The organism is Streptomyces sp. ISL-36 (assembly GCF_018614205.1).
Taxonomy (GTDB): Bacteria; Actinomycetota; Actinomycetes; order Streptomycetales; family Streptomycetaceae; genus Streptomyces.
In genome coordinates this window covers 39,362-59,902 of sequence record NZ_JAGGOS010000036.1, presented here as the reverse complement: position 1 = coordinate 59,902, position 20,541 = coordinate 39,362, and the positions used below count along the sequence as shown (strand labels likewise).

Here is a 20,541-nt window from a genome sequence, read left to right as displayed (position 1 = left end):
ATGTGGTTCCTCCCCGGTGAGTACTGCCGTGTCCTGCTGATGAGGCACGTCCGGCGCCGCACGGAGAGTGCGGCGCCGGACGGATCAGTGTCGCGTGGTTCAGACGTTGACGCCGAAGTCCTGCGCGATGCCGCGCAGGCCCGAGGCGTAGCCCTGGCCGACCGCGCGGAACTTCCACTCGTCGCCGTTGCGGTACAGCTCGCCGAAGACCATGGCGGTCTCGGTCGAGGCGTCCTCGGAGAGGTCGTAACGGGCGATCTCCGCGCCGCCGGCCTGGTTCACGACGCGAATGAACGCGTTGCGGACCTGGCCGAAGGACTGCTGGCGGTTCTCGGCGTCGTAGATCGACACCGGGAAGACGATCTTGGCGACATCGGCGGGCACGGTGGCCAGGCTCACCTGGACCTGCTCGTCGTCACCCTCGCCCTCGCCGGTGAGGTTGTCACCGGTGTGCTCGACCGAGCCGTCGGCGCTCTTCAGGTTGTTGAAGAACACGAAGTCCTGGTCGTTGCGGACCTTGCCCTCCGCGCTCACCAGAATGGCGCTGGCGTCCAGGTCGAAGTCCGTCCCGGTGGTGGTGCGGACGTCCCAGCCCAGACCGACGGTGACGGCGGTCAGGCCAGGGGCCTCCTTGGTCAGCGAGACGTTGCCGCCCTTGCTGAGGCTGACTCCCACGAGTCCCTCCATTGGTTTCCAGGGGCAGCGCCCCCGTCGTGCGTTGGCATCGGATCAACGAGTGGATCCTAGTGACGGGTTCCCGGCCAGGACAGGCGATTCACCCCGATGTTCGCCGGTGTCGGAGTGGCGAGGCTTCGTGGCGAGTGTCGCGGTGGGCGTCGCGGTGGGCGTCGCGGTTCAGAGGGTGTCGAGCGCCTTGAGGTAGTCGTCGAGGTCCCGGGCGTCCGGAAGGGCGTTGACGACACTCCAGCGGACCACGCCCTCCTTGTCGATGATGAAGGTGCCGCGGACGGCGCAGCCCTTGTCCTCGTCGAAGACGCCGTAGGCGCGCGAGGCCTCGCCGTGCTTCCAGAAGTCGGAGAGCAGCGGGTACTCCAGGCCCTCCTGCTCGGCGAAGACGCGCAGGGTGTGGATGGAATCGTTGGAGACGGCGAGGAGCTGGGTGTCGTCGTTGACGAACTTCGGGAGGTTGTCGCGCAGCTCGCACAGCTCACCGGTGCAGACGCCGGTGAAGGCGAAGGGGTAGAAGAGCAGCACCACGTTCTTCTCCCCGTGGTAGTCGGAGAGCTTCACGGTGCGGCCGTGGTTGTCCTTGAGCTCGAAATCCGGGGCCTTGGTGCCGACCTCGATCGCCATGCGTGCGCGTCCCTTCCGTTTGACCTTGTGGACCTGCGCTGGACCGAACAGGTGACAGTCAGCTTAGGGCTCGCCCCTCGGGCTCGGCGCAAGAGCCCCGGCTCCACGCACAGAGCCCCCGCCGACCAGGTCGGCGGGGGCTCCTGCTGCTTGGGGGATCAGCGCTTGGGTGCTACCAGTCGGCTGCCCGACCAGTCCTTCGCCACGCTGATGCTCTTGGTCTGGGAGAAGCCGGCAGTCTGCGCGGCATCGCTGATGTCGCTCGGCTCGACGTAGCCGTCACGGCCCGTCTTGGGCGTCAGCAGCCATACGACTCCGCCGTCCTCCAGCAGGCCAATGGCATCGACCAGGGAGTCCGTCAGGTCTCCGTCCTCGTCGCGGAACCAGAGCACGACGGCGTCGGCGACGTCGTCGTAGTCCTCGTCAGCGAGGTCCGACCCGATGATGGACTCGATGCCTTCGCGGAGATCGAAATCGACGTCGTCGTCGTAACCGATCTCCTGGACCACCTGTCCGGGCTCGAACCCCAGCCTCGCTGCCGGGTTGGTCCGCTCCTCCGCGTGGTCCGCGGTCGCGCTCACGGCTTGCCTCCTGATCATGTATCGGAAAATGCTTCGGCCACGCGCGTACGCGCGGCGCTGGCCGTAGTCCACACGGGCTGGGCGGATCGCGCAAGTACCCGGCCGTCGAGACCGCCGAAACGGTGACGTTTGGGGCCGTCTCGCCGAAACTTCCGGGCCGCCTCCACTCCGTTCCGTGAGGGACGGCACACGCTTCGTACCGCTTTGTGGTCTTCCGCGGTTTCAGTCTGCCGAACGCGCGGACGAAACGCATGCGCGGGTTGCGCGTAAGGTTGCGATTTGACCCAACCAGGCACCCAGTGGGGGTTACCCCTCGGTAGAGATGACGTTTGACACCGACGGGGTACACGATGGACGTCCCGGCCTCCCGTGGGCTCCACCGAAGCTCCACCGAACAGCGAAGGAACAGCGTGGCTTCCGGATCCGATCGCAACCCGATCATCATTGGCGGCCTTCCCAGCCAGGTCCCGGACTTCGATCCGGAGGAGACCCAGGAATGGCTCGACTCCCTCGACGCCGCCGTCGACGAGCGGGGCCGTGAGCGGGCCCGCTACCTGATGCTCCGCCTGATCGAGCGGGCCCGCGAGAAGCGCGTGGCCGTGCCCGAGATGCGCAGCACGGACTACGTCAACACCATCGCGACCAAGGACGAGCCGTTCTTCCCCGGCAACGAGGAGATCGAGCGCAAGGTCCTCAACGCGACCCGCTGGAACGCGGCCGTGATGGTCTCGCGCGCGCAGCGCCCGGGCATCGGGGTCGGCGGCCACATCGCCACCTTCGCCTCCTCCGCCTCGCTGTACGACGTCGGCTTCAACCACTTCTTCCGGGGCAAGGACGAGGGCGACGGCGGCGACCAGATCTTCTTCCAGGGCCACGCCTCGCCCGGCATCTACGCCCGCGCGTATCTGCTCGACCGGCTGAACGAGGCGCAGCTCGACGCCTTCCGCCAGGAGAAGTCGAAGTTCCCCAACGGGCTGTCCTCGTACCCGCACCCGCGGCTGATGCCGGACTTCTGGGAGTTCCCGACCGTCTCGATGGGCCTCGGCCCGCTCGGTGCGATCTACCAGGCCCGGATGAACCGTTACATGGAGGCGCGCGGCATCGCCGACACCTCCAAGTCGCACGTCTGGGCGTTCCTCGGCGACGGCGAGATGGACGAGCCGGAGTCGCTCGGCCAGCTCTCCATCGCCGCCCGTGAGGGTCTGGACAACCTGACCTTCGTCGTCAACTGCAATCTGCAGCGGCTCGACGGCCCGGTGCGCGGCAACGGCAAGATCATCCAGGAGCTGGAGTCGCAGTTCCGCGGGGCCGGCTGGAACGTCATCAAGCTGGTCTGGGACCGCTCCTGGGACCCGCTGCTGGCCCAGGACCGCGACGGCATCCTGGTCAACAAGCTGAACACGACGCCGGACGGACAGTTCCAGACGTACGCGACGGAGACCGGCGCCTACATCCGCGAGCACTTCTTCGGCGACGACCACCGGCTGCGCTCGATGGTCGAGAACATGACCGACGAGCAGATCCTCCATCTGGGCCGCGGCGGCCACGACCACAAGAAGGTCTACGCGGCCTTCGCGGCGGCCAAGGCCCACAAGGGCCAGCCGACGGTGGTGCTCGCGCAGACGGTCAAGGGCTGGACGCTCGGCCCCAACTTCGAGGGCCGCAACGCGACCCACCAGATGAAGAAGCTGACGGTCGACGACCTCAAGCGCTTCCGCGACCGGCTGCACATCCCGATCACGGACAAGCAGCTGGACGAGGGCTACCCGCCGTACTACCACCCGGGTCGCGACTCGGAGGAGATCCAGTACATGCACGACCGCCGCAAGGCGCTCGGCGGGTACGTACCGACCCGTGTCGTGCGGGCGAAGCCGCTGCCTCTCCCCGAGGAGAAGACCTACGCGGCGGCCAGGAAGGGCTCGGGCCAGCAGTCCATCGCGACCACGATGGCCTTCGTCCGCATCCTCAAGGACCTCATGCGGGACAAGGAGATCGGCAAGCGCTTCGTGCTGATCGCCCCCGACGAGTACCGCACGTTCGGCATGGACGCCTTCTTCCCGAGCGCCAAGATCTACAACCCGCTGGGCCAGCAGTACGAGGCCGTGGACCGCGAACTGCTGCTCGCGTACAAGGAGTCCCCGACCGGCCAGATGCTGCACGACGGCATCTCGGAGGCCGGCTGCACCGCCTCGCTGATCGCCGCCGGTTCGGCGTACGCCACGCACGGCGAGCCGCTCATCCCGGTCTACGTCTTCTACTCGATGTTCGGTTTCCAGCGGACCGGCGACCAGTTCTGGCAGATGGCCGACCAGCTCGCGCGCGGCTTCGTGCTCGGCGCGACCGCCGGCCGTACGACGCTGACCGGTGAGGGCCTCCAGCACGCGGACGGCCACTCGCAGCTGCTCGCCTCGACGAACCCCGGCTGTATCGCCTACGACCCGGCGTTCGGCTTCGAGATCGCGCACATCGTCCAGGACGGCCTGAAGAGGATGTACGGCCCCGACGCCGAGGACGTCTTCTACTACCTGACCGTCTACAACGAGCCGATCCAGCACCCGGCGGAGCCCGCCGACGTGGACGTCGAGGGCATCCTCAAGGGCATCCACCGCTTCAAGAGCGGCGAGGCCGGTGCGATCCCCGCGCAGATCATGGCGTCGGGCGTCGCGGTGCCGTGGGCGGTCGAGGCGCAGCGGATCCTCGCCGAGGAGTGGAACGTACGCGCCGACGTCTGGTCGGCGACGTCGTGGAACGAGCTGCGCCGCGAGGCCGTGGAGGTCGACCGGCACAACCTGCTCCACCCGGACGAGGAGCAGCGCGTCCCGTACGTGACGCGGAAGCTCTCCGGCGCCGAAGGCCCGTTCGTGGCGGTCTCCGACTGGATGCGCTCGGTTCCGGACCAGATCTCCCGCTGGGTGCCGGGCGCCTACACCTCGCTGGGCGCGGACGGCTTCGGCTTCGCGGACACGCGCGGTGCGGCCCGCCGCTACTTCCACATCGACGCCCAGTCGATCGTCCTGGCCGTCCTCACCGAGCTGGCTCGTGACGGCAAGGTCGACCGGTCGGTCCTGAAGCAGGCCGTGGACCGCTACCAGCTGCTCGACGTGGCGGCGGCGGACCCGGGCGCCGCGGGCGGCGACGCGTAGCGCCACGACTGCGGCCGGCCGCGGTCGCAGCCGTACGGCATTCCGGCTGGTGAGGGGCGGTGGGACCAGTGGTCCCGCCGCCCCTCGGCGTTGCCTACGATGCCTGCCATGAAGGAACGCACCCCGCAGCTGCGCTGGGAAGCGCACACCCAGACACCGCTGCTGGGCCTCGCCGTGGTGTTCGGCATCGCCTACGCCGTGCCGATCGTCGCGCCCGACGCGGACGCCTGGGTGCACCGGCTGTGCACCCAGGTCGAGTGGCTGGTGTGGGGTGCGTTCGCCCTGGACTACGCGGTACGGCTGGTGCTGGCGCCCGGCAAGTGGCTCTTCGTGCGCAGCCATCCGCTGGACCTGCTGGCCGTTCTGCTGCCGTTGGTCCAGCCGCTGCGGCTGCTCCGGCTGGTGTCCACTCTCCTCCTCGTGGGCCGGCGGGCGCGGATGGCCCCGCAGATAACGCTCACCACGTATGTGGCGGGCGCGGTGGTCGGGCTGCTGATGTTCGGCTCGCTGGCCGTGCTGCACGTGGAGCGGAACGCCCCGAACGGGAACATCAAGACGCTCGGCGACGCCGTGTGGTGGTCGTTCACCACGATGACGACCGTGGGGTACGGCGACCACGCCCCGACCACGGGACTCGGCCGCGTCCTCGCGGTGGGACTGATGCTCTCGGGGATCGCGCTGCTCGGTGTGGTCACCGCCAACATCGCCGCCTGGTTCATCTCCCGCTTCGAACGGGACGACGAGGCGGAGCGCCGGCAGACGGAGCTCCTCGAGGCGCTGATGCGCGAGGTGAAGGAGCTCCGGTCGGAGGTGGCGCGGCTCTCGGCGCCCCCCGCCGTCCCCGAGCAGGAGGAGTCCGTCACCTCTCCCAGATCTTGAAGGCTCTGATCTGGTACGGCGTCTGGGGTGCCCACGTCCCCCGGCCCGGGTAGGTCTCGAACTCCCCGGTCTCCGCGCACTCCGGCGACTGGTACGCGGTGACGGGCCGTCCGGTCCGGTTGGCGAGGGCCTGGGCCGTGGTGCCGGCGGGGAGCGCGACACAGCTCTCGACGTCCGTGTCGGCGAGTTCGTACCGCTGCGCCTTGCCCTTGAAGTCGGCCTTCGGCCAGAGGCAGAGCTGGCCGGGCGCGCAGGCACCGAGGCTGGGCGCCGGGGCGGCGGCGGCCGTCGCCGGCAGGGCGGTGAGCAGGCCGCTGAACAGGCCGGTGAGCAGGGTGGCCGCCAGGGCGGCAGTGGGAACAGTCTTCGTACGCATGTCGATGAACCCCCGTTTTCGTCACTCTCTGTAACCAAAACTCTGACGGAGGCGACGTGCCGTTGGGAAGGGGGTCCAGGCCTGTTCACCCGAATAGGTGACAGCCCCGCCGGACGGGTCCGGCGGGGCTGTCGGTCACGCTCCGTTGACGCGTCAACGGGTGTCGCGTGGGCGCGTCGGTCGTCGCGTCAGATGTGGGCGCCGCCCGCACCGGCCTCCGCGTTCTCGCCGCGCTTGGTGAGCGTGGCGACCAGGGCGGCGACGGCGGCGACGACACCGGCGACGGTGAAGGCGAGGCCCATGCCGTCCAGGAAGGTGTCGTGGATGACACCGCCGATCTTGTCGAACAGGTCGGGGGTCATACCGGGCGCCGCGGCCAGCTCCGGCGGGACCATGCCGAATTCGGCGGCCTGCTCCAGCCGGGGGTCGGCCGGGACGGGGATGCCCGCGTCCTTCCAGTTCTGCTCGAAGGCGCTGGAGACCTTGGACGACATGACCGCGCCGAGCACGGCCGTACCGAGCGCTCCACCGACCTGCATCGCGGCCTGCTGCAGACCGCCGGCCACGCCGGAGAGCTCCAGCGGGGCGTTGCCGACGATGACCTCGGTGGCGCCGACCATGACCGGGGCGAGGCCCAGGCCGAGGAGCGCGAACCAGAGGGACATGGCGAACGTGCCGGTCCCCTCGGTGAGGGTGATCATGCCGAACATCGCGACCGCGGTGCACACCATGCCGCCGACGAGCGGGATACGCGGGCCGAACTTGGTGATGAGCGCACCGGCCAGCGGCGAGGAGACGATCATCATCGCGGTCAGCGGCAGCAGGTGCAGACCGCTGTCGACCGGGCTCAGCCCCTTGACGCCCTGCAGGTAGAAGGTCACGAAGAACAGGCCGCCCATGAAGGCGAAGGCCATCAGGACCATCAGCACCACGCCGGCCGAGAGCGGGACGGAGCGGAACATCGCCAGCGGGATGAGCGGCTCCTTGACCTTGGTCTCCCAGAAGGCGAAGAGGCCGAAGAGGAGGATCGCGCCGCCCAGGAAGCCCCAGGTGTTGCCGCTCGCCCAGCCCCAGGACTCGCCAGCCTTGATGATGCCCCAGATGAGGGACCCCATCGCCGCGGAGAGCAGCAGGATGCCGAGGATGTCGAAGGAGCGCGGGGCGTTCTCGGCGCGGTGGTCCCTGAGGATCACCAGACCGAGGGCGAGCGCGATCACGCCGACGGGCACGTTGACGAAGAAGACGGACTGCCAGCTGACGTGCTCGACGAGCAGACCGCCGACGATCGGACCGCCCGCGGTGGAGGCGCCGATGACCATGCCCCAGATGCCGATGGCCATGTTGAGCTTCTCGGCAGGGAAGGTGGCGCGCAGCAGGCCGAGCGCGGCCGGCATCAGCAGGGCGCCGAAGAGGCCCTGGAGGACGCGGAAGCCGATCACCAGACCGATCGAGTCGGAGAGGCCGATCGCGCCGGAGGCGGCGGCGAAGCCCGCGATGCCGATGAGGAAGGTCTGGCGGTGGCCGAAGCGGTCACCCAGCTTGCCGGCCGTGATGAGGGCGACGGCGAGCGCGAGGAGGTAACCGTTGGTGATCCACTGGACTTGGGCGAGCGAAGCACCGAGGTCCGCCTGGATGGCGGGGTTGGCGATGGCGACGATCGTGCCGTCGAGCGCGACCATCATCACGCCGACGGCCACGGCGATCAGAGTCAGCCAGGGGTGGCCTCGCAGTCCCTTCGCCGGAGTCGACGCGGGACCCTCGGCACCCCCCTGACCCTGCGGGGCCTTTTCCATGGTGGTCTGACTAGTCATACGGAAGAGGCTAGTGTCAGTCGCTGACAATTGACAAAGCAATTCACACGTCGGTAACTGTCACGTAGCTCACAGGTACGCTGAAAGCCACCAAGCGTGAGAAAGAGGCGGAAAGAAGGCCATGAGGTGACGGTTTCCGGTCTGCGGGAACGGAAGAAGCAGCGGACCCGGGACGCGCTGCTGCGGGTGGCCCTCGAGCTGTTCACCACTCAGGGGTACGAGCGGACGACCGTCGACGAGATCGCCGACGCGGTCGAGGTCTCCCAGCGCACCTTCTTCCGCTACTTCTCCTCCAAGGAGGAGGTCGCCTTCGCCGTCCAGCAGATGGTGGAGGAGCGCTTCGTCCAGGCACTGACGGAGCGCCCCGCCGAGGAGGGCCCGCTCGACGCGATGCGCAACGCCGTGCTCGCCTCCTGGGACACCATCGGCGAGGCGATCATGGAGGTCGTGCCCGTCGAGCTGTACCTGCGGACCTTCCAGATGATCGAGTCGACGCCGGCGCTGCTCGCCGTCCATCTGCGCCGCTCGACCGAGATGGAGGAGGCCATCGCCCGGCTGATCGCCGAGCGCGAGGGCCTGGACGTGGACGAGGACCCGCGCCCCCGGATCGCGGTGGCGGCGTTCAGCGGAGTCATGCGGGTGACCGGCCAGCTCTGGGGCCGGGGCACGGACCCGACCCTAGAGGCGATCCGCGCGCTGACCGAGCGGTACCTGGACCACCTGGGCCCGGCCCTCGAACCGGACTGGCGGAACTGACGGCGCCACGGACCCGCCGGAGCCCGCACGAGGGGATCCCGCACGAGCCCGCACGAGGGGATCCCGTACGAGCCCGCACGAGTGGATCCCGTACGAGCCCGCGCGAGGGGATCCCGTACGAGCCCGCGCACGGAGCCCGTTCGGCGGTCGACGTCGGGCGCGAGGCGTACGCCAGGGCATACGGAGCGTCACCGCACCCCGCCTCTCTCCGTGATCCACCTCACTCGGTCGCACGCGGGCCCCTCCGCGTCTCCTAGGGTGGCGCGCAGTGACTTCCTTCGACTCCTCCCCCACCCTCGCCCTCTGGCGCATGCTGCTCGCGCTGGCCGTGGTGTTCGTGCTCCTGGCCACCACCGGCTGGACGACGATCCGGCATCAGCACGGGTCGGCGGAGCCCAGAGAGGCCGCACTCGCCTCCTGGGCCCACGGCAGGATCGGTGACCGGGCGCTGCCCGACCCGGCCGCCCCAGCCCGTACGATCGCCGCGTTCTTCGCCTCCATCGGACCCAAACGGGGCGCCTCCCTCGCCGACACGCACCCCTTCGTCGTCGGCAATCTCAACGGCGCCCCGGTCACCCTCCGCTACCGCGCCAACCGGCTCTCCCTCGCCCGCGCCCTCGACGCCGAGCGGGGCAGGGTCGACGACGTCAGGCTGAGCGCCGGTGGCCGGCACGAGGCCCTGCGCCGGGCACACCGCTTCGCCTCGCTGATGCGGGCCGGCCGGCAGATCCTCGCCTTCGACCCCAGCGGTACGGGGCGGACCGCCGAGGTGCTCGGCGATCTGGAAAGGGCCGGGCGGGTCTCGGTGATCGTGCCCGGTGTCGACACCAATCTGCTCACCTTCCAGAAGACCCACCGCAAGTACTCGGCCCCCGCCGGGATGGCCGAATCGCTCTACGCCGCCGAACGCAGGACCGCGCCCGGCTCGCCCACCGCCGTCATCGCCTGGGCCGACTACACCGCGCCCGTCGGAGTCGGCATCGACGCCGCGACGGGGCACCTCGCCTCCGCCGGCGCGGTACGGCTCGTCGACATGGCCACCGCACTGCCCGGCACCTCGCGCGTCAGCCTCTTCTGCCACAGCTACGGTTCGGTGCTCTGCGGGGTCGCCGCGCCCAGCCTGCCCGCCCGGGTGACGGACGTGGCCGTGGCCGGAAGTCCCGGCATGCGGGTCGACAGCGCGGCCGAGCTGACGACCCAGGCCCGGGTGTGGGCGATGCGGGACGCGGACGACTGGATCCAGGACGTGCCGTACCTGGAGGTCGGCGGGGTCGGACACGGGGCGGACCCGGTGACGCCGGAGTTCGGCGCGCGGCTCCTCTCGGCGGCCGGTGCCACCGGCCACACCGGCTATTTCGAGCCGGGCACCGACAGCCTCGACAACTTCGCCGCGATAGGGGTGGGGGCGTACGCCGACCTCACCTGCGCGAGCGCCGACAGCGCTTGCCGCCGCGAAATTTCCGGCGCGGAAGGCGGCTGACGCGCGTAGAACGCGGCACCCCGGGTCACCGCACAGGGGCGACGCCCGGGCCCGCGCCGCATACGATGAGGCACATGGGTGATGTGCTGGCCGGAATTCATGCCACCTGGGAGTTCGAGAGCGACGCCGTCGTCATCCGCTTCGAACGGGGGATCCGCACACCGAAGCTGTTCCAGACGCTGCGCGAACGGCGCATTCCGCACGAGGCGCTGGCGTCGGTGACGCTCGCCCCGGGCAAGCGGGGCACCGTCGTGCTGCACGCGGTGCCGAGACCGGGCGCCGATCCCCTGATGGAAGCGGCCGCGGGGCAGCTGAAGGACGGGTGCGACCCGTACCGGCTGGTGCTTCCGGCCGAGCGGGAGACGCTGGCGGAGTACTACGGGGACGAACTGCGGCCGCTGCTCACGGCGGGCCCGGACCCGTCGGACACGTTCCTGGTGGCAGCGCCGGAAGGACCGCAGTCCTTCAAGGCGTACGACGGGAAGGCGAGCTTCGACGGGAGGTCGGCGGTCTCGTTCCACTGGTCCTGGTCGGGCGCGTCCTCGGAGAAGTGGCGGGCGGGCGACCAGACCTTCGCGGTACGGGAGCTCAGCGGGGTCGAGTGGCGCTCGCCGGACGTCTTCGACGGGTACCTGCGCCTGGTGCCCCGGTCCGGCGAGCCGCGGCCGGCCCAGGCGGACCGCGACCCGGCGGCCGTCGTCTTCGGCCTCGGCTACGGCCCGGTCCACCAGTCCCTGCCGTTCGCCGCGTCGGTCCTCGCGGCGATCCGCGGCGCGGCCCGGGCCTCGGCGCCCCTGGAGGCGGAACGGCGCGATCCGATGGGCGTCGAGGAGCGGATGAGGCACTTGGGGGAGCTGCACCGGGCGGGGCTCGTGACGGACGACGAGTTCACGGCGAAGAAGGCGGAGTTGCTGGCGGAGCTGTGAGGGCGGGGGCGCTTGGGCCCCATCAGAGCCCTCCCCACCTCCTCGCACCTCGGCCTCCTCGTGCCTCCCCCACCGCCTCGTACCTCCACCACCGCCTCGTACCTCCACCACCGCCTCGTACCCCGAACCCCGAACCCCTCATACCTGGGTATCAGCGGTCTCCGGCTCCCCGGTATGACGCCTTCAGGCAAGGAGGCTGCCTAACCTGAGCGGGCCATGAGTACCGACACCCCCGCCCCCGGAACCCCTACGCCCGAAAACCCCCACACCGAGGCCGTCGCCACCGACGTCCCCGAGCCTGCCGGGTTCTCCGCCCGCGCCGCGCGTGTCCTCGCCCCCGCACGGGACGTGATGCAGGCCTTCGGGGTCGCCCTCGCGACGCCGACCCAGCCGGGTGCCCCCCTGCTCGCCCAGGCGCAGAACCGCTGGCTGCGACTGCTGCCCTACGGCGCCGCCTTCGCCTTCGTCGCCTCGCTGCTGCCCGTCACCATCACGGTCCTCGTGCAGGACTACCAGGTCAACGGCGCCCTCGCCGGTGCCCTCGCCACAGCCCAGACCGCGCCGCTGCTGCTCGCGGTGACCCGCCCCCTCCAGGCCTGGTGGATCATCGGCACGGCCGATGTCCTCGGCGCGCTGGTCATGCTTCCGGCCGACGGCCTCGACGGGCGCTCCTGGCCGTGGACGCCGATGGTCGTGGTGGGCTACCTCGCCCTGATGCTCGCCCTTGGTCTGCGCGAGTCACGCCGGGCTCTGCTCGGGGTGTGGCTGGTCACCGGCGGAGCCGGGTTCGTCTTCGAACTGCTCCCGCAGAAGCACAGCGACGGCATCCACGTCCTCCTCTTCGTCCTGAGCGGTGTCGTCCTGCTCATCACGGCGACGCTCCGCGAGCGCGGTGACGCCGAGCGCCGCACCGCGGAGGAGCGGGCGCGCACCACCCTCCTGGAGGAGCGGGCGCGGATCGCGCGCGAGCTGCACGATGTGGTCGCGCACCACATGTCGGTGATCACCGTGCAGGCGGACTCGGCGCCGTACCGGATCCCGGACCTGCCGGAGGCGGCCCGCGAGGAGTTCACCTCGATCGCCGGGAGCGCGCGGGAGTCCCTCGCCGAGATGCGACGGCTGCTGGTGGTGCTGCGCAGCGAGGGCACGGAGGGCGAACGGGCCCCGCAGCCGGGCCTCGACCGGGTCCAGCAGCTGATCGAGGCGACGGTACGGGCCGGGGTGCCGGCCCGGTTGTCGCTCTCGGCCGAACTGGCGGCCGGGCCCGGCGACGTACCGCAGACGGTGGATCTGTCGGCGTACCGGATCGTGCAGGAGGCGCTGGCGAACGTGGTGCGGCACGCGCCGGGCGCGGAGACCCGGGTCTCGGTGACCTCGGACGGCGAGTGGCTGACGGTCCTCGTCGTCAACGGGCCGGGTGTCGCCCGTACTTCACCGCTGGAGGGGGGTACGGGTACGGGGCACGGGCTGGTCGGAATGCGGGAGCGCGTACGGTTGACCGGCGGCACGCTGGACACGGGTCCGCTGCCGGACGGCGGCTTCCGGGTGGCCGCGCGCCTCCCGCTGACCTCGAAGGACACGTTGTGACCATCCGCGTGATCATCGTCGACGACCAGGCCATGGTGCGGGCGGGTTTCGCCGCGCTGCTGTCGGCGCAGGCCGACATCGACGTGGTGGGCGAGGCTCCGGACGGGAAGCAGGGCGTGGACGTGGCCCGGACGACGCACCCGGACGTGGTGCTGATGGACGTACGGATGCCGGAGATGGACGGTCTCACGGCGGCGCGGGAGATCCTGAATCCGCCGGCGGGGGTCGTCCACCGTCCGAAGGTGCTGATGCTGACCACCTTCGACGTGGACGACTACGTGTACGAGGCGCTGCGCGCGGGCGCGTCGGGGTTCCTGCTGAAGGACGCACCGCCGGCCGATCTGATCGCGGCGGTACGGGTGGTGGCGGGCGGCGAGGCGCTGCTCGCGCCGTCGGTGACGCGCCGTCTGATCGCCGACTTCGCCGCGTCGAGGCCGGCGCCTCGGGCGGACCGGGCGGCGCTGCGGCTCAACGGTCTGACGCCGCGCGAGACGGAGGTGCTGGAGCTGATCGCGCGGGGGTTGTCGAACCAGGAGATCGCGGAGCGACTGGTGCTGGCCGAGCAGACGGTGAAGACGCACATCGGGCGGGTGCTGGCGAAGCTCGATCTGCGGGACCGGGCGCAGGCTGTGATCTTCGCGTACGAGTCGGGGCTGGTGACGCCCGGGGACGCCGGGCGCTGACACGGCGGCTCGGCATCGCGGAACGGACCGCAGGGCGCCCGGACCGCAGGGCGCCCGGACCGCCGGGCTGCCGGGCCGCCGGACCGCGGGACCGCCACCCCCGCCGAGACCTGAGGCGTGCCTCCCGGGGGAAAGCCCCACCCTCCTGCGGGGGTTCACGCCTCCTCCGCCCCCTACTGCGGTAGCAGTGGGGAGTTGGCGCCCCGGTGTGACGTGGCGTCGGGCGTCTTCTTCCTACCTTCCTCTCGCCAGGACGAGAGACATGAAGAGGGAAGAGGGAGGGCCGCCATATGCGCCGCTACACAAGGACGTTGGTCGCCGCCGCGCTCGCCACCACCGTGGTCGCCGGGACGGCGGGCTGGGCGTCCGGGAGTGCGCAGCAGGCCGTGACCGGAGCGCCGGTCGGGGTGGAGCGGTGGCGGGCGGACGGGCTGCCCGACCCGGAGGGGATGACGGCCGCCCAGGTCGCGGCGTTCTTCGACGGCTTGAGCCCCGCCCGGCAGCAAGAGCTGGTCCGCGCGCACCCCTCTGTCGTCGGCAACCTCGACGGCGCCCCGATCCGACTCCGGTTCGAGGCCAACGCCCGTACCGCCGGCCCTCGGTACGCCGGACAGCAGGTCCTCGCCTACGACCCGCGCGGCCGGGGCCAGATCGCCCTCGTCCGCGGGGACATGGCCGAGGCCGAGCACGTCGCCGTCGTCGTACCCGGGTCCGACATCGACGCCGGGAACATCACGCCCCTCACCGACATGGCCGACGCCCTGCGACGTGCCACGGGCGACGACACCGCCGTCATCGCCTGGGCCGGCTACACCACCCCCGTCGGCGTCGGTCTCGATGCCGCCACCGGCGATCTCGCCGAGGTCGGCGCCGAACGGCTGACCCGGCTCGCGGACGGGCTCGACGCCGTCGGCGCCGCCCGGCCGGCCGTCTTCTGCCACAGCTACGGCTCCGTCGTCTGCGGCCTCGCCGCGCCCGCTCTGAAGGCCAAGGACCTCGTCGTCCTCGGCTCCCCCGGCATGCGGGCCGACAGCGTCGCCGAACTGAACACCTCGGCCCGGGTCTGGGCCGCCAAGGACCCCTCCGACTGGATCGACAGGATCCCGAACGTCGAGTTCGCCGGGCTCGGGCACGGCGAGGACCCCACCGACCCCGCCTTCGGGGCTCGCCGTGTGCCCGCCGAGGACGCGCGGGGCCACAACGGCTACTTCGCCTCCGGCACCCAGTCCCTCCGTACCTTCGCCGCCATCGCCCAGGGCGACGTCCGATGAACCGCCTCATGGAGCGGATCGAGGCCCGGACCCCCGCCCACCGCGACCGTGCCGTCGACGGCCTGCGCGCCCTCGCCCTGCTCGCCGTGCCCACCGGGCACTGGCTCCTCGGCGGGTTCACGCTCTCCTCCGACGGAGCCCTCCACAACGCCAGCCCGCTCTCGGCCTTCGCCGGTCTCGCGCCCGTCAGCTGGATCCTGCAGATGCTGGGGATCTTCTTCCTGGTCGGCGGCTACGCCTCGGTCCTGTCGTACCGGAAGCGGAAGGGCTCCACCGGTGAGTGGCTTCGCGGCCGCCTGGCCCGGCTCGGCCGGCCGGTGCTCGGAGTGACCGCCGTGTGGGCCGCGCTGCTCCCCCTGCTCCACTACGGGTTCGAGGTGCCGGGCGACACCCTGCGGACCGCGTCCACCCTCGTCATCCAGCCGCTCTGGTTCGTCGGGGTCTACACGGTCGTGACGGCCCTCACCCCGCTCTGTGTGCGCGCGGCCCGCCGGACGGGCGTGTGGGCGGCGGCCCCGCTGCTCGGTTCGGTCGCCCTCGTCGACTTCCTGCGCTACGGGCCGTACGCCGAGGGCATGCCGTCCTGGCTGGGCGTCCTCACCATCCTCCCCGGCTGGCTCTTCGCCTATCAGCTCGGTGTCTCCTGGGGGGAGGGCCGGGTCGGCCGGCGGCACGCCTGGGGCCTGCTGCTCGGCGGCGCCGCGCTCTTCGCCGCGCTCCTGCTCGCCTTCGGCTACCCCGCGTCGATGGTCGGCGTGCCCGGCGAGGCCCGCACCAACTCCCACCCGCCGTCGTTGCTCGTCCTCGCCCTCGCGGCCACCCAGAGCGGCGCGGCGATCCTCCTCAGGGACCGTATCGGGAAGCTGCTCGAGCGGCCCGCGCTGTGGGCGCCGGTCGTGGTGATCAATCTGTCCGCGATGACGATCCTGTGCTGGCACCAGACGGCGATGCTCGCCGCCGCGATCCCGGCTTCGTACGCCGGGGAGGTCCCGGGTCTGGTCGGCGCACCCGACACGGTCGGCTGGATCCTCGCCCGGTTGGCGTGGATGCCGCTCTTCGCCGGGCTCCTTGTGCTCATCGGTCGGTACGCGCGCGGTTTCGACTCCCCGTGGACGCGCAGCGGCCGGGCCCGCCGGGCGGCGGCCGGGATCCTGGCGGCGGGCTTCGCGGTCTTCGCGCTGGGTCTCGCGTGAGGCGGCCGCCATCCCCGGCCGCCATCCCTCGCGGCCACTCCCGCCCGGCTCCCGCCCGGCCACTGTCCTGCTCCTGCCCTGCTCCTGCTCCTGCTCCTGCTCCTGCGCGGCGGCTACTCGCGCGCGGCCGAGGTGGAGCTCATGTCGGGGTACCGGTCCCCCGCCACCCCTGCGGCGATCGGCTCCAGCTCTGCCAGTTCCGCCTCGGTCAGCGTGATCCGGGTGGCCGCCGCGTTCTCCTCCAGGCGGCTCCGCCTGCGGGTGCCCGGGATCGGGACGACCGTGAGGCCGTGCACGGCGGACCGCTGCTGCACCCAGGCCAGGGCGATCTGCGCCGCCGTCGCCCCGTGCGCCGCCGCGATCTTGTGGACCGGGGCGAGCAGAGCCGCGTTCCGCTCCGCGTTCTCACCGGTGAAGCGCGGCTGGTACTGGCGGAAGTCGCTGCCCGACAGGTCCTTCGAGGCGTCCGCGAACGCGCCGGTCAGAAAGCCCCGGCCCAGCGGCGAGTACGGCACGAACGTCACGCCCAGCTCGGCCGCCGCGCCGACCGCGCTGCGCTCCACGTCACGGGAGAACAGCGACCACTCCGACTGCAGGGCCGCGATCGGGTGCACGGCGTGCGCCTCGCGCAGCTCCGCGCCGGTCACCTCGCTCAGCCCCAGCTGCTTGACCTTGCCCTCGCGGACGAGCTCGGCCATCGCGCCGACCGACTCGGCGAACGGGACGGCCGGGTCGCGCCGGTGCATGTAGTAGAGGTCGATGGTCTCGACGCCGAGCCGGAGCAGGCTGGCCTCGACCGCCTTCCTGATGTACGCGCGGTCGTTGCGGATCCCCCGGTAGTGCGGGTCGTCGACCCGCCGCTCGATGGCGAACTTGGTGGCGAGGGTGATCTCGTCGCGGTGCGCGGCGACGAACGGCGCGAGGAACTCCTCATTGGTGCCCTGCCCGTAGATGTCGGCCGTGTCGATCAGGGTGACGCCGGCCTCCAGGGCCGCGTCGAGCGTGTCGCGGGCGGCCGCCTCGTCCGTGTCGCCGTAGAACTCGCTGATGCCCATGGCGCCGAAGCCCTGGACGCCGATCTCCGGTCCGTCGGTGCCCAGCCGGACCGTGGAAATCCTGCTCATCGGGTCGTACCTCCGCATTGCTCTTCGTAATGACTGATCTTGACGTCGAGTACCGCGAGCGTGTCCTGCAGCTCGGCGATCCGGGACAGAACGTCCCGCCGGGTGGTCTCCAAGAGCTCACGGCGTTCGGCCGAGGTGTGCTCGCCCTCCCGCACCAGCTCCGCGTACCGCACCATCACCGCCACCGGCATCCCGGTCAGCCGGAGCTTGCCGACGAAGGCGAGCCAGTGCAGGTCGCGCTCGGTGAAGCGGCGCTGGCCGGTGTGCGACCGGTCGACGTGCGGCATCAGCCCGATCCGCTCGTACCAGCGCAGGGTGTGCGCCGACAGTCCCGTGCGGGCGGCCACCTCGCTGATCGTGTAGCGGTCCTTCCCTTCGGGGCGGGCGGTGGTTTCGATCACGCTCATGGCCCCCACGCTAGAACCTTGGAGTGCACTCCAAGCAAGTAGGCTCGTCCGCATGCAGAGCCTGGCGATGATCGAGAACTGGCCCGTCCCCACCGCGGCCGCCGCCGTCGTGCGCGCGGACGGCACCCTGGCCGGGTCCCACGGCCCCACCGGGCAGCGGTTTCCGCTCGCCTCGGTCACCAAGCCGCTGGCGGCGTACGCCGTCCTCGTCGCGTACGAGGAGGGGGCGATCGACCTCGCCGAGCCCGCCGGGCCCGAGGGCGCGACCGTCCGGCACCTGCTCGCCCACACCTCGGGTCTTGCGCTCGACGAGCCGAAGGTGATGGCCGCGCCCGGCACGCGCCGGATCTACTCCAACACCGGGTTCGAGGCGCTCGGCGACCATGTCGCCAAGGCGACGGACATCCCGTTCGCCGACTATCTGCACCAGGCGGTCCTGGAGCCGCTGGGGATGACGTCGACGACGCTGGAGGGGTCGCCCGCCAAGGACGCCGTCTCGACGGTCGACGACCTGGCACGGTTCGCGGCGGAGGTGCAGGCGCCCCGGCTGCTCGACGCGCGCACGGTGCTCGACGCGATGACGGTGACGTACCCCGGCCTGACCGGCGTCCTGCCCGGCTACGGACACCAGAAGCCCAACGACTGGGGGCTCGGCTTCGAGATCCGGGACGCCAAGTCGCCGCACTGGACGGGGGCTTCGTCCTCGCCGCGCGCCTTCGGGCACTTCGGGCAGTCCGGCACCTTCCTGTGGATCGACCCGGACGCGCGGGCCGCGTGCGTCGCCCTGACCGACCGTGCCTTCGGTCCGTGGGCGGTGGAGGCCTGGCCGCCGTTCACGGACGCCGTCCTCGCGGAGCTGCGCGCCGGCTAGACCTTTCGGCATGAGCGACTCGAGCCGGGAGCGGTGGAAGGCGAGGAGCGCGGTGGCTCGCCGACGCGACCACGCCCCCGGCCGGTCCGGCTCCTCGGGGCTGTCCGGTCGATCGGGCCGGCGAGATCGGCGAGAGGCCGCCGGCCGTGCCCGGCGCGGTGTCAGGGCCCCCGCATCTCCCAGAGCAGGACCTCGGCGTCGGCCGTCGCCAGGAGCGCGAGGTCCTCGGCGGCGGTGACGCGGGCCGCGTCGCCGGGGCCGAGTTCCTCGCCGTCCAGGCGGACCGTGCCCCGCACCACGTGCGCGTACACGAGGTCCGCGTCCGGGACGGCGGTGCGCTCGCCCGGCTCCAGGCGCCGCACGTGGAGCATCGCGGCCGCCTCCGGCAGGGCGTAGGGGGTGGAGTCGGCGATGCCGCGGACGATCTCGTACGAAGGGTCGCCGCCCGCCTCCAGGGGGGCGAGCCACATCTGGACGAAGACCAGCGGCACATCCCCGTCGTTGCGCTCCTCGTGCCGTACGCCCGCGCCGGAGCTCAGCCGCTGGAGGTCCCCGGGGCGGACGACGGTGGTGTGACCGGCCGTGTCGTGGTGGGTCAGCTCGCCCTCGACGACCCAGGTGACGATCTCCGTGTGGCTGTGCGGATGCTCGGCGAACCCGGAGCCGGGAGCCAGCCGCTCCTCGTTGCAGGCGAGCACGGCGCCGAAGCGGAGGTTGTCGGGGTCGTAGTGGTGCCCGAAGGAGAACGCGTGTCGGGTCTCGATCCCGGCGTCGGGATCGCCCCCCGGGTAGCGGTCCCCGGCACGCTGAATGCTCATCACGGGCTCACGGTAACCGCCGGGCGCGGGCCCCGGACCGGGGAAACGCCCCCGACCCCGCACTCCCCCGTCCCGATAAGGCACCCTTAGTCCGTGCCTGAACCCACGAACGCCGCCCATCCGCACTCCGCGACCCTGAAGCGCCTCGAGCAGTCCTCCGGGCGGCTCGCCGCCAACGCCATTGCCCGCATGGACGAGACGCTGCCGTGGTACCGGGCGATGCCGCCCGAGAACCGGTCGTGGATCGGTCTGGTCGCGCAGGCCGGTATCGCGGCGTTCACCGAGTGGTTCCGGCACCCGGAGACCCCGCAGGCGATCTCCACCGACGTCTTCGGCACGGCCCCTCGCGAGCTGACCCGTGCCATCACACTGCGTCAGACCGTCGAGATGGTCCGCACCACGATCGAGGTGATGGAGACCGCGATCGAGGAGGTCGCGGCCCCCGGGGACGAGTCCATCCTGCGCGAGGCCCTCCTCGTCTACGCCCGGGAGATCGCCTTCGCGACCGCCCAGGTCTACGCCCAGGCCGCCGAGGCCCGCGGCGCATGGGACGCCCGCCTGGAGTCCCTGGTCGTCAACGCGGTCCTCTCCGGCGAGGCGGACGAAGGTGCGGTGTCCCGGGCCGCGGCCCTCGGCTGGAACTCCCCCGAGCACGTCTGCGTCATCCTCGGCACCGCCCCCGACGGCGACAGCGAGCTGACCGTCGAGGCCATCCGGCGGGCCGCCCGGCACGCCAAGCTGCAGGTCCTCACCGGTGTCCTCGGCGACCGGCTCGTCGTCATCGCCGGCGGCAACGACAACCCGCTCCAGGTCGCCAAGGCCCTGATCGGGCCGTACGCCGCGGGGCCGGTCGTCGCGGGACCGGTCGTCCCCGACCTGCTCGCCGCGACCCGCTCCGCGCAGGCCGCCGCCGCCGGCCTCAAGGCGTGTTCGGCCTGGCAGGACGCCCCCCGGCCGGTCCTCGCGGACGATCTGCTGCCGGAGCGCGCCATCGCCTCCGACCCCTCGGCCCGAGAGCAGCTGGTGGAGGAGATCTACAGACCGCTGGAGGAAGCGGGCTCGGCGCTCCTTGAAACTCTGAGTGTCTATCTGGAGCAGGCAAGCAGCCTGGAAGGCGCCGCCCGGATGCTCTTCGTCCACCCCAACACCGTGCGCTACCGGCTCCGACGTGTGACCGACGTCACCGGCTGGTCACCCTCCGATGTCCGTTCCGCCTTCACGCTGCGGATCGCGCTCATCCTCGGACGCTTGGCCGACGGAGATCCGCAGTCCTAGACTTTTGTCGAACACCAACAATTCCCCCGACGGTTCTTCGTCCTTG

At 71.3% G+C, this 20,541-nt stretch carries 19 protein-coding genes; 11 read left to right on the top strand and 8 right to left on the bottom strand.

Features of this window, described 5'->3' with window-relative positions; genetic code table 11:
* Positions 1–99 precede the first annotated feature (99 nt).
* From J7E93_RS09240 to J7E93_RS09230, 3 genes are all read right to left on the bottom strand, one after another.
* Positions 100–675 (bottom strand): TerD family protein, encoded by a 576-nt coding sequence (locus J7E93_RS09240; protein WP_215067305.1) that lies wholly within the window; start codon positions 673–675, stop codon positions 100–102.
* A 180-nt stretch (positions 676–855) separates the two neighbouring features.
* Positions 856–1,314, bottom strand: a complete 459-nt coding sequence (locus tag J7E93_RS09235; protein WP_215067304.1) for a peroxiredoxin — start codon at positions 1,312–1,314, stop codon at positions 856–858.
* A 158-nt stretch (positions 1,315–1,472) separates the two neighbouring features.
* A complete protein-coding gene (locus J7E93_RS09230) occupies positions 1,473–1,895 on the bottom strand; it encodes a DUF3052 domain-containing protein (RefSeq protein ID WP_137989507.1) in 423 nt (140 codons plus the stop codon).
* Positions 1,896–2,305: 410 nt separating this feature from the next.
* Between J7E93_RS09230 and aceE the strand changes: the two genes are divergently transcribed.
* Together aceE and J7E93_RS09220 are read left to right on the top strand one after the other, a co-directional pair.
* Positions 2,306–5,038, top strand: coding sequence for a pyruvate dehydrogenase (acetyl-transferring), homodimeric type (aceE, locus tag J7E93_RS09225; protein WP_215067302.1), 2,733 nt, complete (start codon positions 2,306–2,308; stop codon positions 5,036–5,038).
* A 108-nt stretch (positions 5,039–5,146) separates the two neighbouring features.
* Positions 5,147–5,917 (top strand): potassium channel family protein, encoded by a 771-nt coding sequence (locus J7E93_RS09220; RefSeq protein ID WP_215067300.1) that lies wholly within the window; start codon positions 5,147–5,149, stop codon positions 5,915–5,917.
* Here the strand turns inward: J7E93_RS09220 and J7E93_RS09215 are convergent.
* Both J7E93_RS09215 and J7E93_RS09210 read right to left on the bottom strand, forming a co-directional pair.
* The gene (locus J7E93_RS09215) at positions 5,898–6,293 is read right to left on the bottom strand and encodes a peptidase inhibitor family I36 protein (RefSeq protein WP_215067298.1); all 396 of its coding nucleotides are present in this window, start codon (positions 6,291–6,293) and stop codon (positions 5,898–5,900) included. The genes J7E93_RS09220 and J7E93_RS09215 overlap by 20 nt on opposite strands.
* A gap of 188 nt (positions 6,294–6,481) precedes the next feature.
* On the bottom strand, positions 6,482–8,104 hold the full coding sequence (locus J7E93_RS09210; protein WP_215067296.1) for an MFS transporter: 1,623 nt from the start codon (positions 8,102–8,104) through the stop codon (positions 6,482–6,484).
* Positions 8,105–8,230: 126 nt separating this feature from the next.
* Between J7E93_RS09210 and J7E93_RS09205 the strand changes: the two genes are divergently transcribed.
* From J7E93_RS09205 to J7E93_RS09175, 7 genes are all read left to right on the top strand, one after another.
* Entirely contained in the window at positions 8,231–8,860 is a 630-nt protein-coding gene (locus tag J7E93_RS09205; protein ID WP_215067294.1) for a TetR/AcrR family transcriptional regulator, read from the top strand.
* 268 nt (positions 8,861–9,128) lie between these two features.
* Entirely contained in the window at positions 9,129–10,340 is a 1,212-nt protein-coding gene (locus J7E93_RS09200; protein WP_215067292.1) for an alpha/beta hydrolase, read from the top strand.
* Positions 10,341–10,405: 65 nt separating this feature from the next.
* Positions 10,406–11,266 carry a DUF4429 domain-containing protein gene (locus J7E93_RS09195; protein ID WP_215067290.1) on the top strand — a complete coding sequence of 287 codons (861 nt, stop codon included), beginning with the start codon at positions 10,406–10,408 and terminating at the stop codon, positions 11,264–11,266.
* Positions 11,267–11,482: 216 nt separating this feature from the next.
* Positions 11,483–12,853, top strand: coding sequence for a sensor histidine kinase (locus tag J7E93_RS09190; RefSeq protein ID WP_374105363.1), 1,371 nt, complete (start codon positions 11,483–11,485; stop codon positions 12,851–12,853).
* Positions 12,850–13,536: a response regulator transcription factor gene (locus J7E93_RS09185; protein WP_215067288.1), complete on the top strand. Its 687-nt coding sequence runs from the start codon at positions 12,850–12,852 to the stop codon at positions 13,534–13,536. Before J7E93_RS09190 ends, J7E93_RS09185 begins: the two co-directional genes overlap by 4 nt.
* 290 nt (positions 13,537–13,826) lie before the next feature.
* Positions 13,827–14,807, top strand: a complete 981-nt coding sequence (locus tag J7E93_RS09180; protein WP_215067287.1) for an alpha/beta hydrolase — start codon at positions 13,827–13,829, stop codon at positions 14,805–14,807.
* A complete protein-coding gene (locus J7E93_RS09175) occupies positions 14,804–16,000 on the top strand; it encodes an acyltransferase (RefSeq protein ID WP_215067285.1) in 1,197 nt (398 codons plus the stop codon). The genes J7E93_RS09180 and J7E93_RS09175 overlap by 4 nt, the downstream gene beginning before the upstream one ends.
* A 113-nt stretch (positions 16,001–16,113) precedes the next feature.
* Here the strand turns inward: J7E93_RS09175 and J7E93_RS09170 are convergent, their stop codons facing one another.
* Together J7E93_RS09170 and J7E93_RS09165 are read right to left on the bottom strand one after the other, a co-directional pair.
* The gene (locus tag J7E93_RS09170; RefSeq protein ID WP_215067283.1) at positions 16,114–17,124 is read right to left on the bottom strand and encodes an aldo/keto reductase; all 1,011 of its coding nucleotides are present in this window, start codon (positions 17,122–17,124) and stop codon (positions 16,114–16,116) included.
* Positions 17,121–17,531: a MerR family transcriptional regulator gene (locus tag J7E93_RS09165; RefSeq protein ID WP_251066270.1), complete on the bottom strand. Its 411-nt coding sequence runs from the start codon at positions 17,529–17,531 to the stop codon at positions 17,121–17,123. Before J7E93_RS09165 ends, J7E93_RS09170 begins: the two co-directional genes overlap by 4 nt.
* A gap of 52 nt (positions 17,532–17,583) precedes the next feature.
* Between J7E93_RS09165 and J7E93_RS09160 the strand changes: the two genes are divergently transcribed.
* Positions 17,584–18,402, top strand: coding sequence for a serine hydrolase (locus tag J7E93_RS09160; RefSeq protein ID WP_215067279.1), 819 nt, complete (start codon positions 17,584–17,586; stop codon positions 18,400–18,402).
* A 161-nt stretch (positions 18,403–18,563) separates the two neighbouring features.
* Here the strand turns inward: J7E93_RS09160 and J7E93_RS09155 are convergent, their stop codons facing one another.
* Positions 18,564–19,220: a pirin family protein gene (locus J7E93_RS09155; RefSeq protein ID WP_215067277.1), complete on the bottom strand. Its 657-nt coding sequence runs from the start codon at positions 19,218–19,220 to the stop codon at positions 18,564–18,566.
* Positions 19,221–19,313: 93 nt separating this feature from the next.
* Between J7E93_RS09155 and fasR the strand changes: the two genes are divergently transcribed.
* Positions 19,314–20,495: a fatty acid biosynthesis transcriptional regulator FasR gene (gene fasR, locus J7E93_RS09150; protein WP_215067275.1), complete on the top strand. Its 1,182-nt coding sequence runs from the start codon at positions 19,314–19,316 to the stop codon at positions 20,493–20,495.
* The last annotated feature ends 46 nt before the right edge of the window (positions 20,496–20,541 follow it).

What these genes read in the sequence shown, in the direction of transcription:
- J7E93_RS09160 (WP_215067279.1), top strand. Translation starts at nt 17,584, where the DNA reads ATGCAGAGCCTGGCGATGATCGAGAACTGGCCCGTCCCCACCGCGGCC.
- J7E93_RS09215 (WP_215067298.1), bottom strand. Translation starts at nt 6,293, where the DNA reads ATGCGTACGAAGACTGTTCCCACTGCCGCCCTGGCGGCCACCCTGCTC.
- J7E93_RS09190 (WP_374105363.1), top strand. Translation starts at nt 11,483, where the DNA reads ATGAGTACCGACACCCCCGCCCCCGGAACCCCTACGCCCGAAAACCCC.
- J7E93_RS09180 (WP_215067287.1), top strand. Translation starts at nt 13,827, where the DNA reads ATGCGCCGCTACACAAGGACGTTGGTCGCCGCCGCGCTCGCCACCACC.
- J7E93_RS09170 (WP_215067283.1), bottom strand. Translation starts at nt 17,124, where the DNA reads ATGAGCAGGATTTCCACGGTCCGGCTGGGCACCGACGGACCGGAGATC.
- J7E93_RS09210 (WP_215067296.1), bottom strand. Translation starts at nt 8,104, where the DNA reads ATGACTAGTCAGACCACCATGGAAAAGGCCCCGCAGGGTCAGGGGGGT.
- J7E93_RS09195 (WP_215067290.1), top strand. Translation starts at nt 10,406, where the DNA reads ATGAGGCACATGGGTGATGTGCTGGCCGGAATTCATGCCACCTGGGAG.
- J7E93_RS09165 (WP_251066270.1), bottom strand. Translation starts at nt 17,531, where the DNA reads ATGAGCGTGATCGAAACCACCGCCCGCCCCGAAGGGAAGGACCGCTAC.
- J7E93_RS09155 (WP_215067277.1), bottom strand. Translation starts at nt 19,220, where the DNA reads ATGAGCATTCAGCGTGCCGGGGACCGCTACCCGGGGGGCGATCCCGAC.
- J7E93_RS09235 (WP_215067304.1), bottom strand. Translation starts at nt 1,314, where the DNA reads ATGGCGATCGAGGTCGGCACCAAGGCCCCGGATTTCGAGCTCAAGGAC.
- J7E93_RS09175 (WP_215067285.1), top strand. Translation starts at nt 14,804, where the DNA reads ATGAACCGCCTCATGGAGCGGATCGAGGCCCGGACCCCCGCCCACCGC.
- J7E93_RS09220 (WP_215067300.1), top strand. Translation starts at nt 5,147, where the DNA reads ATGAAGGAACGCACCCCGCAGCTGCGCTGGGAAGCGCACACCCAGACA.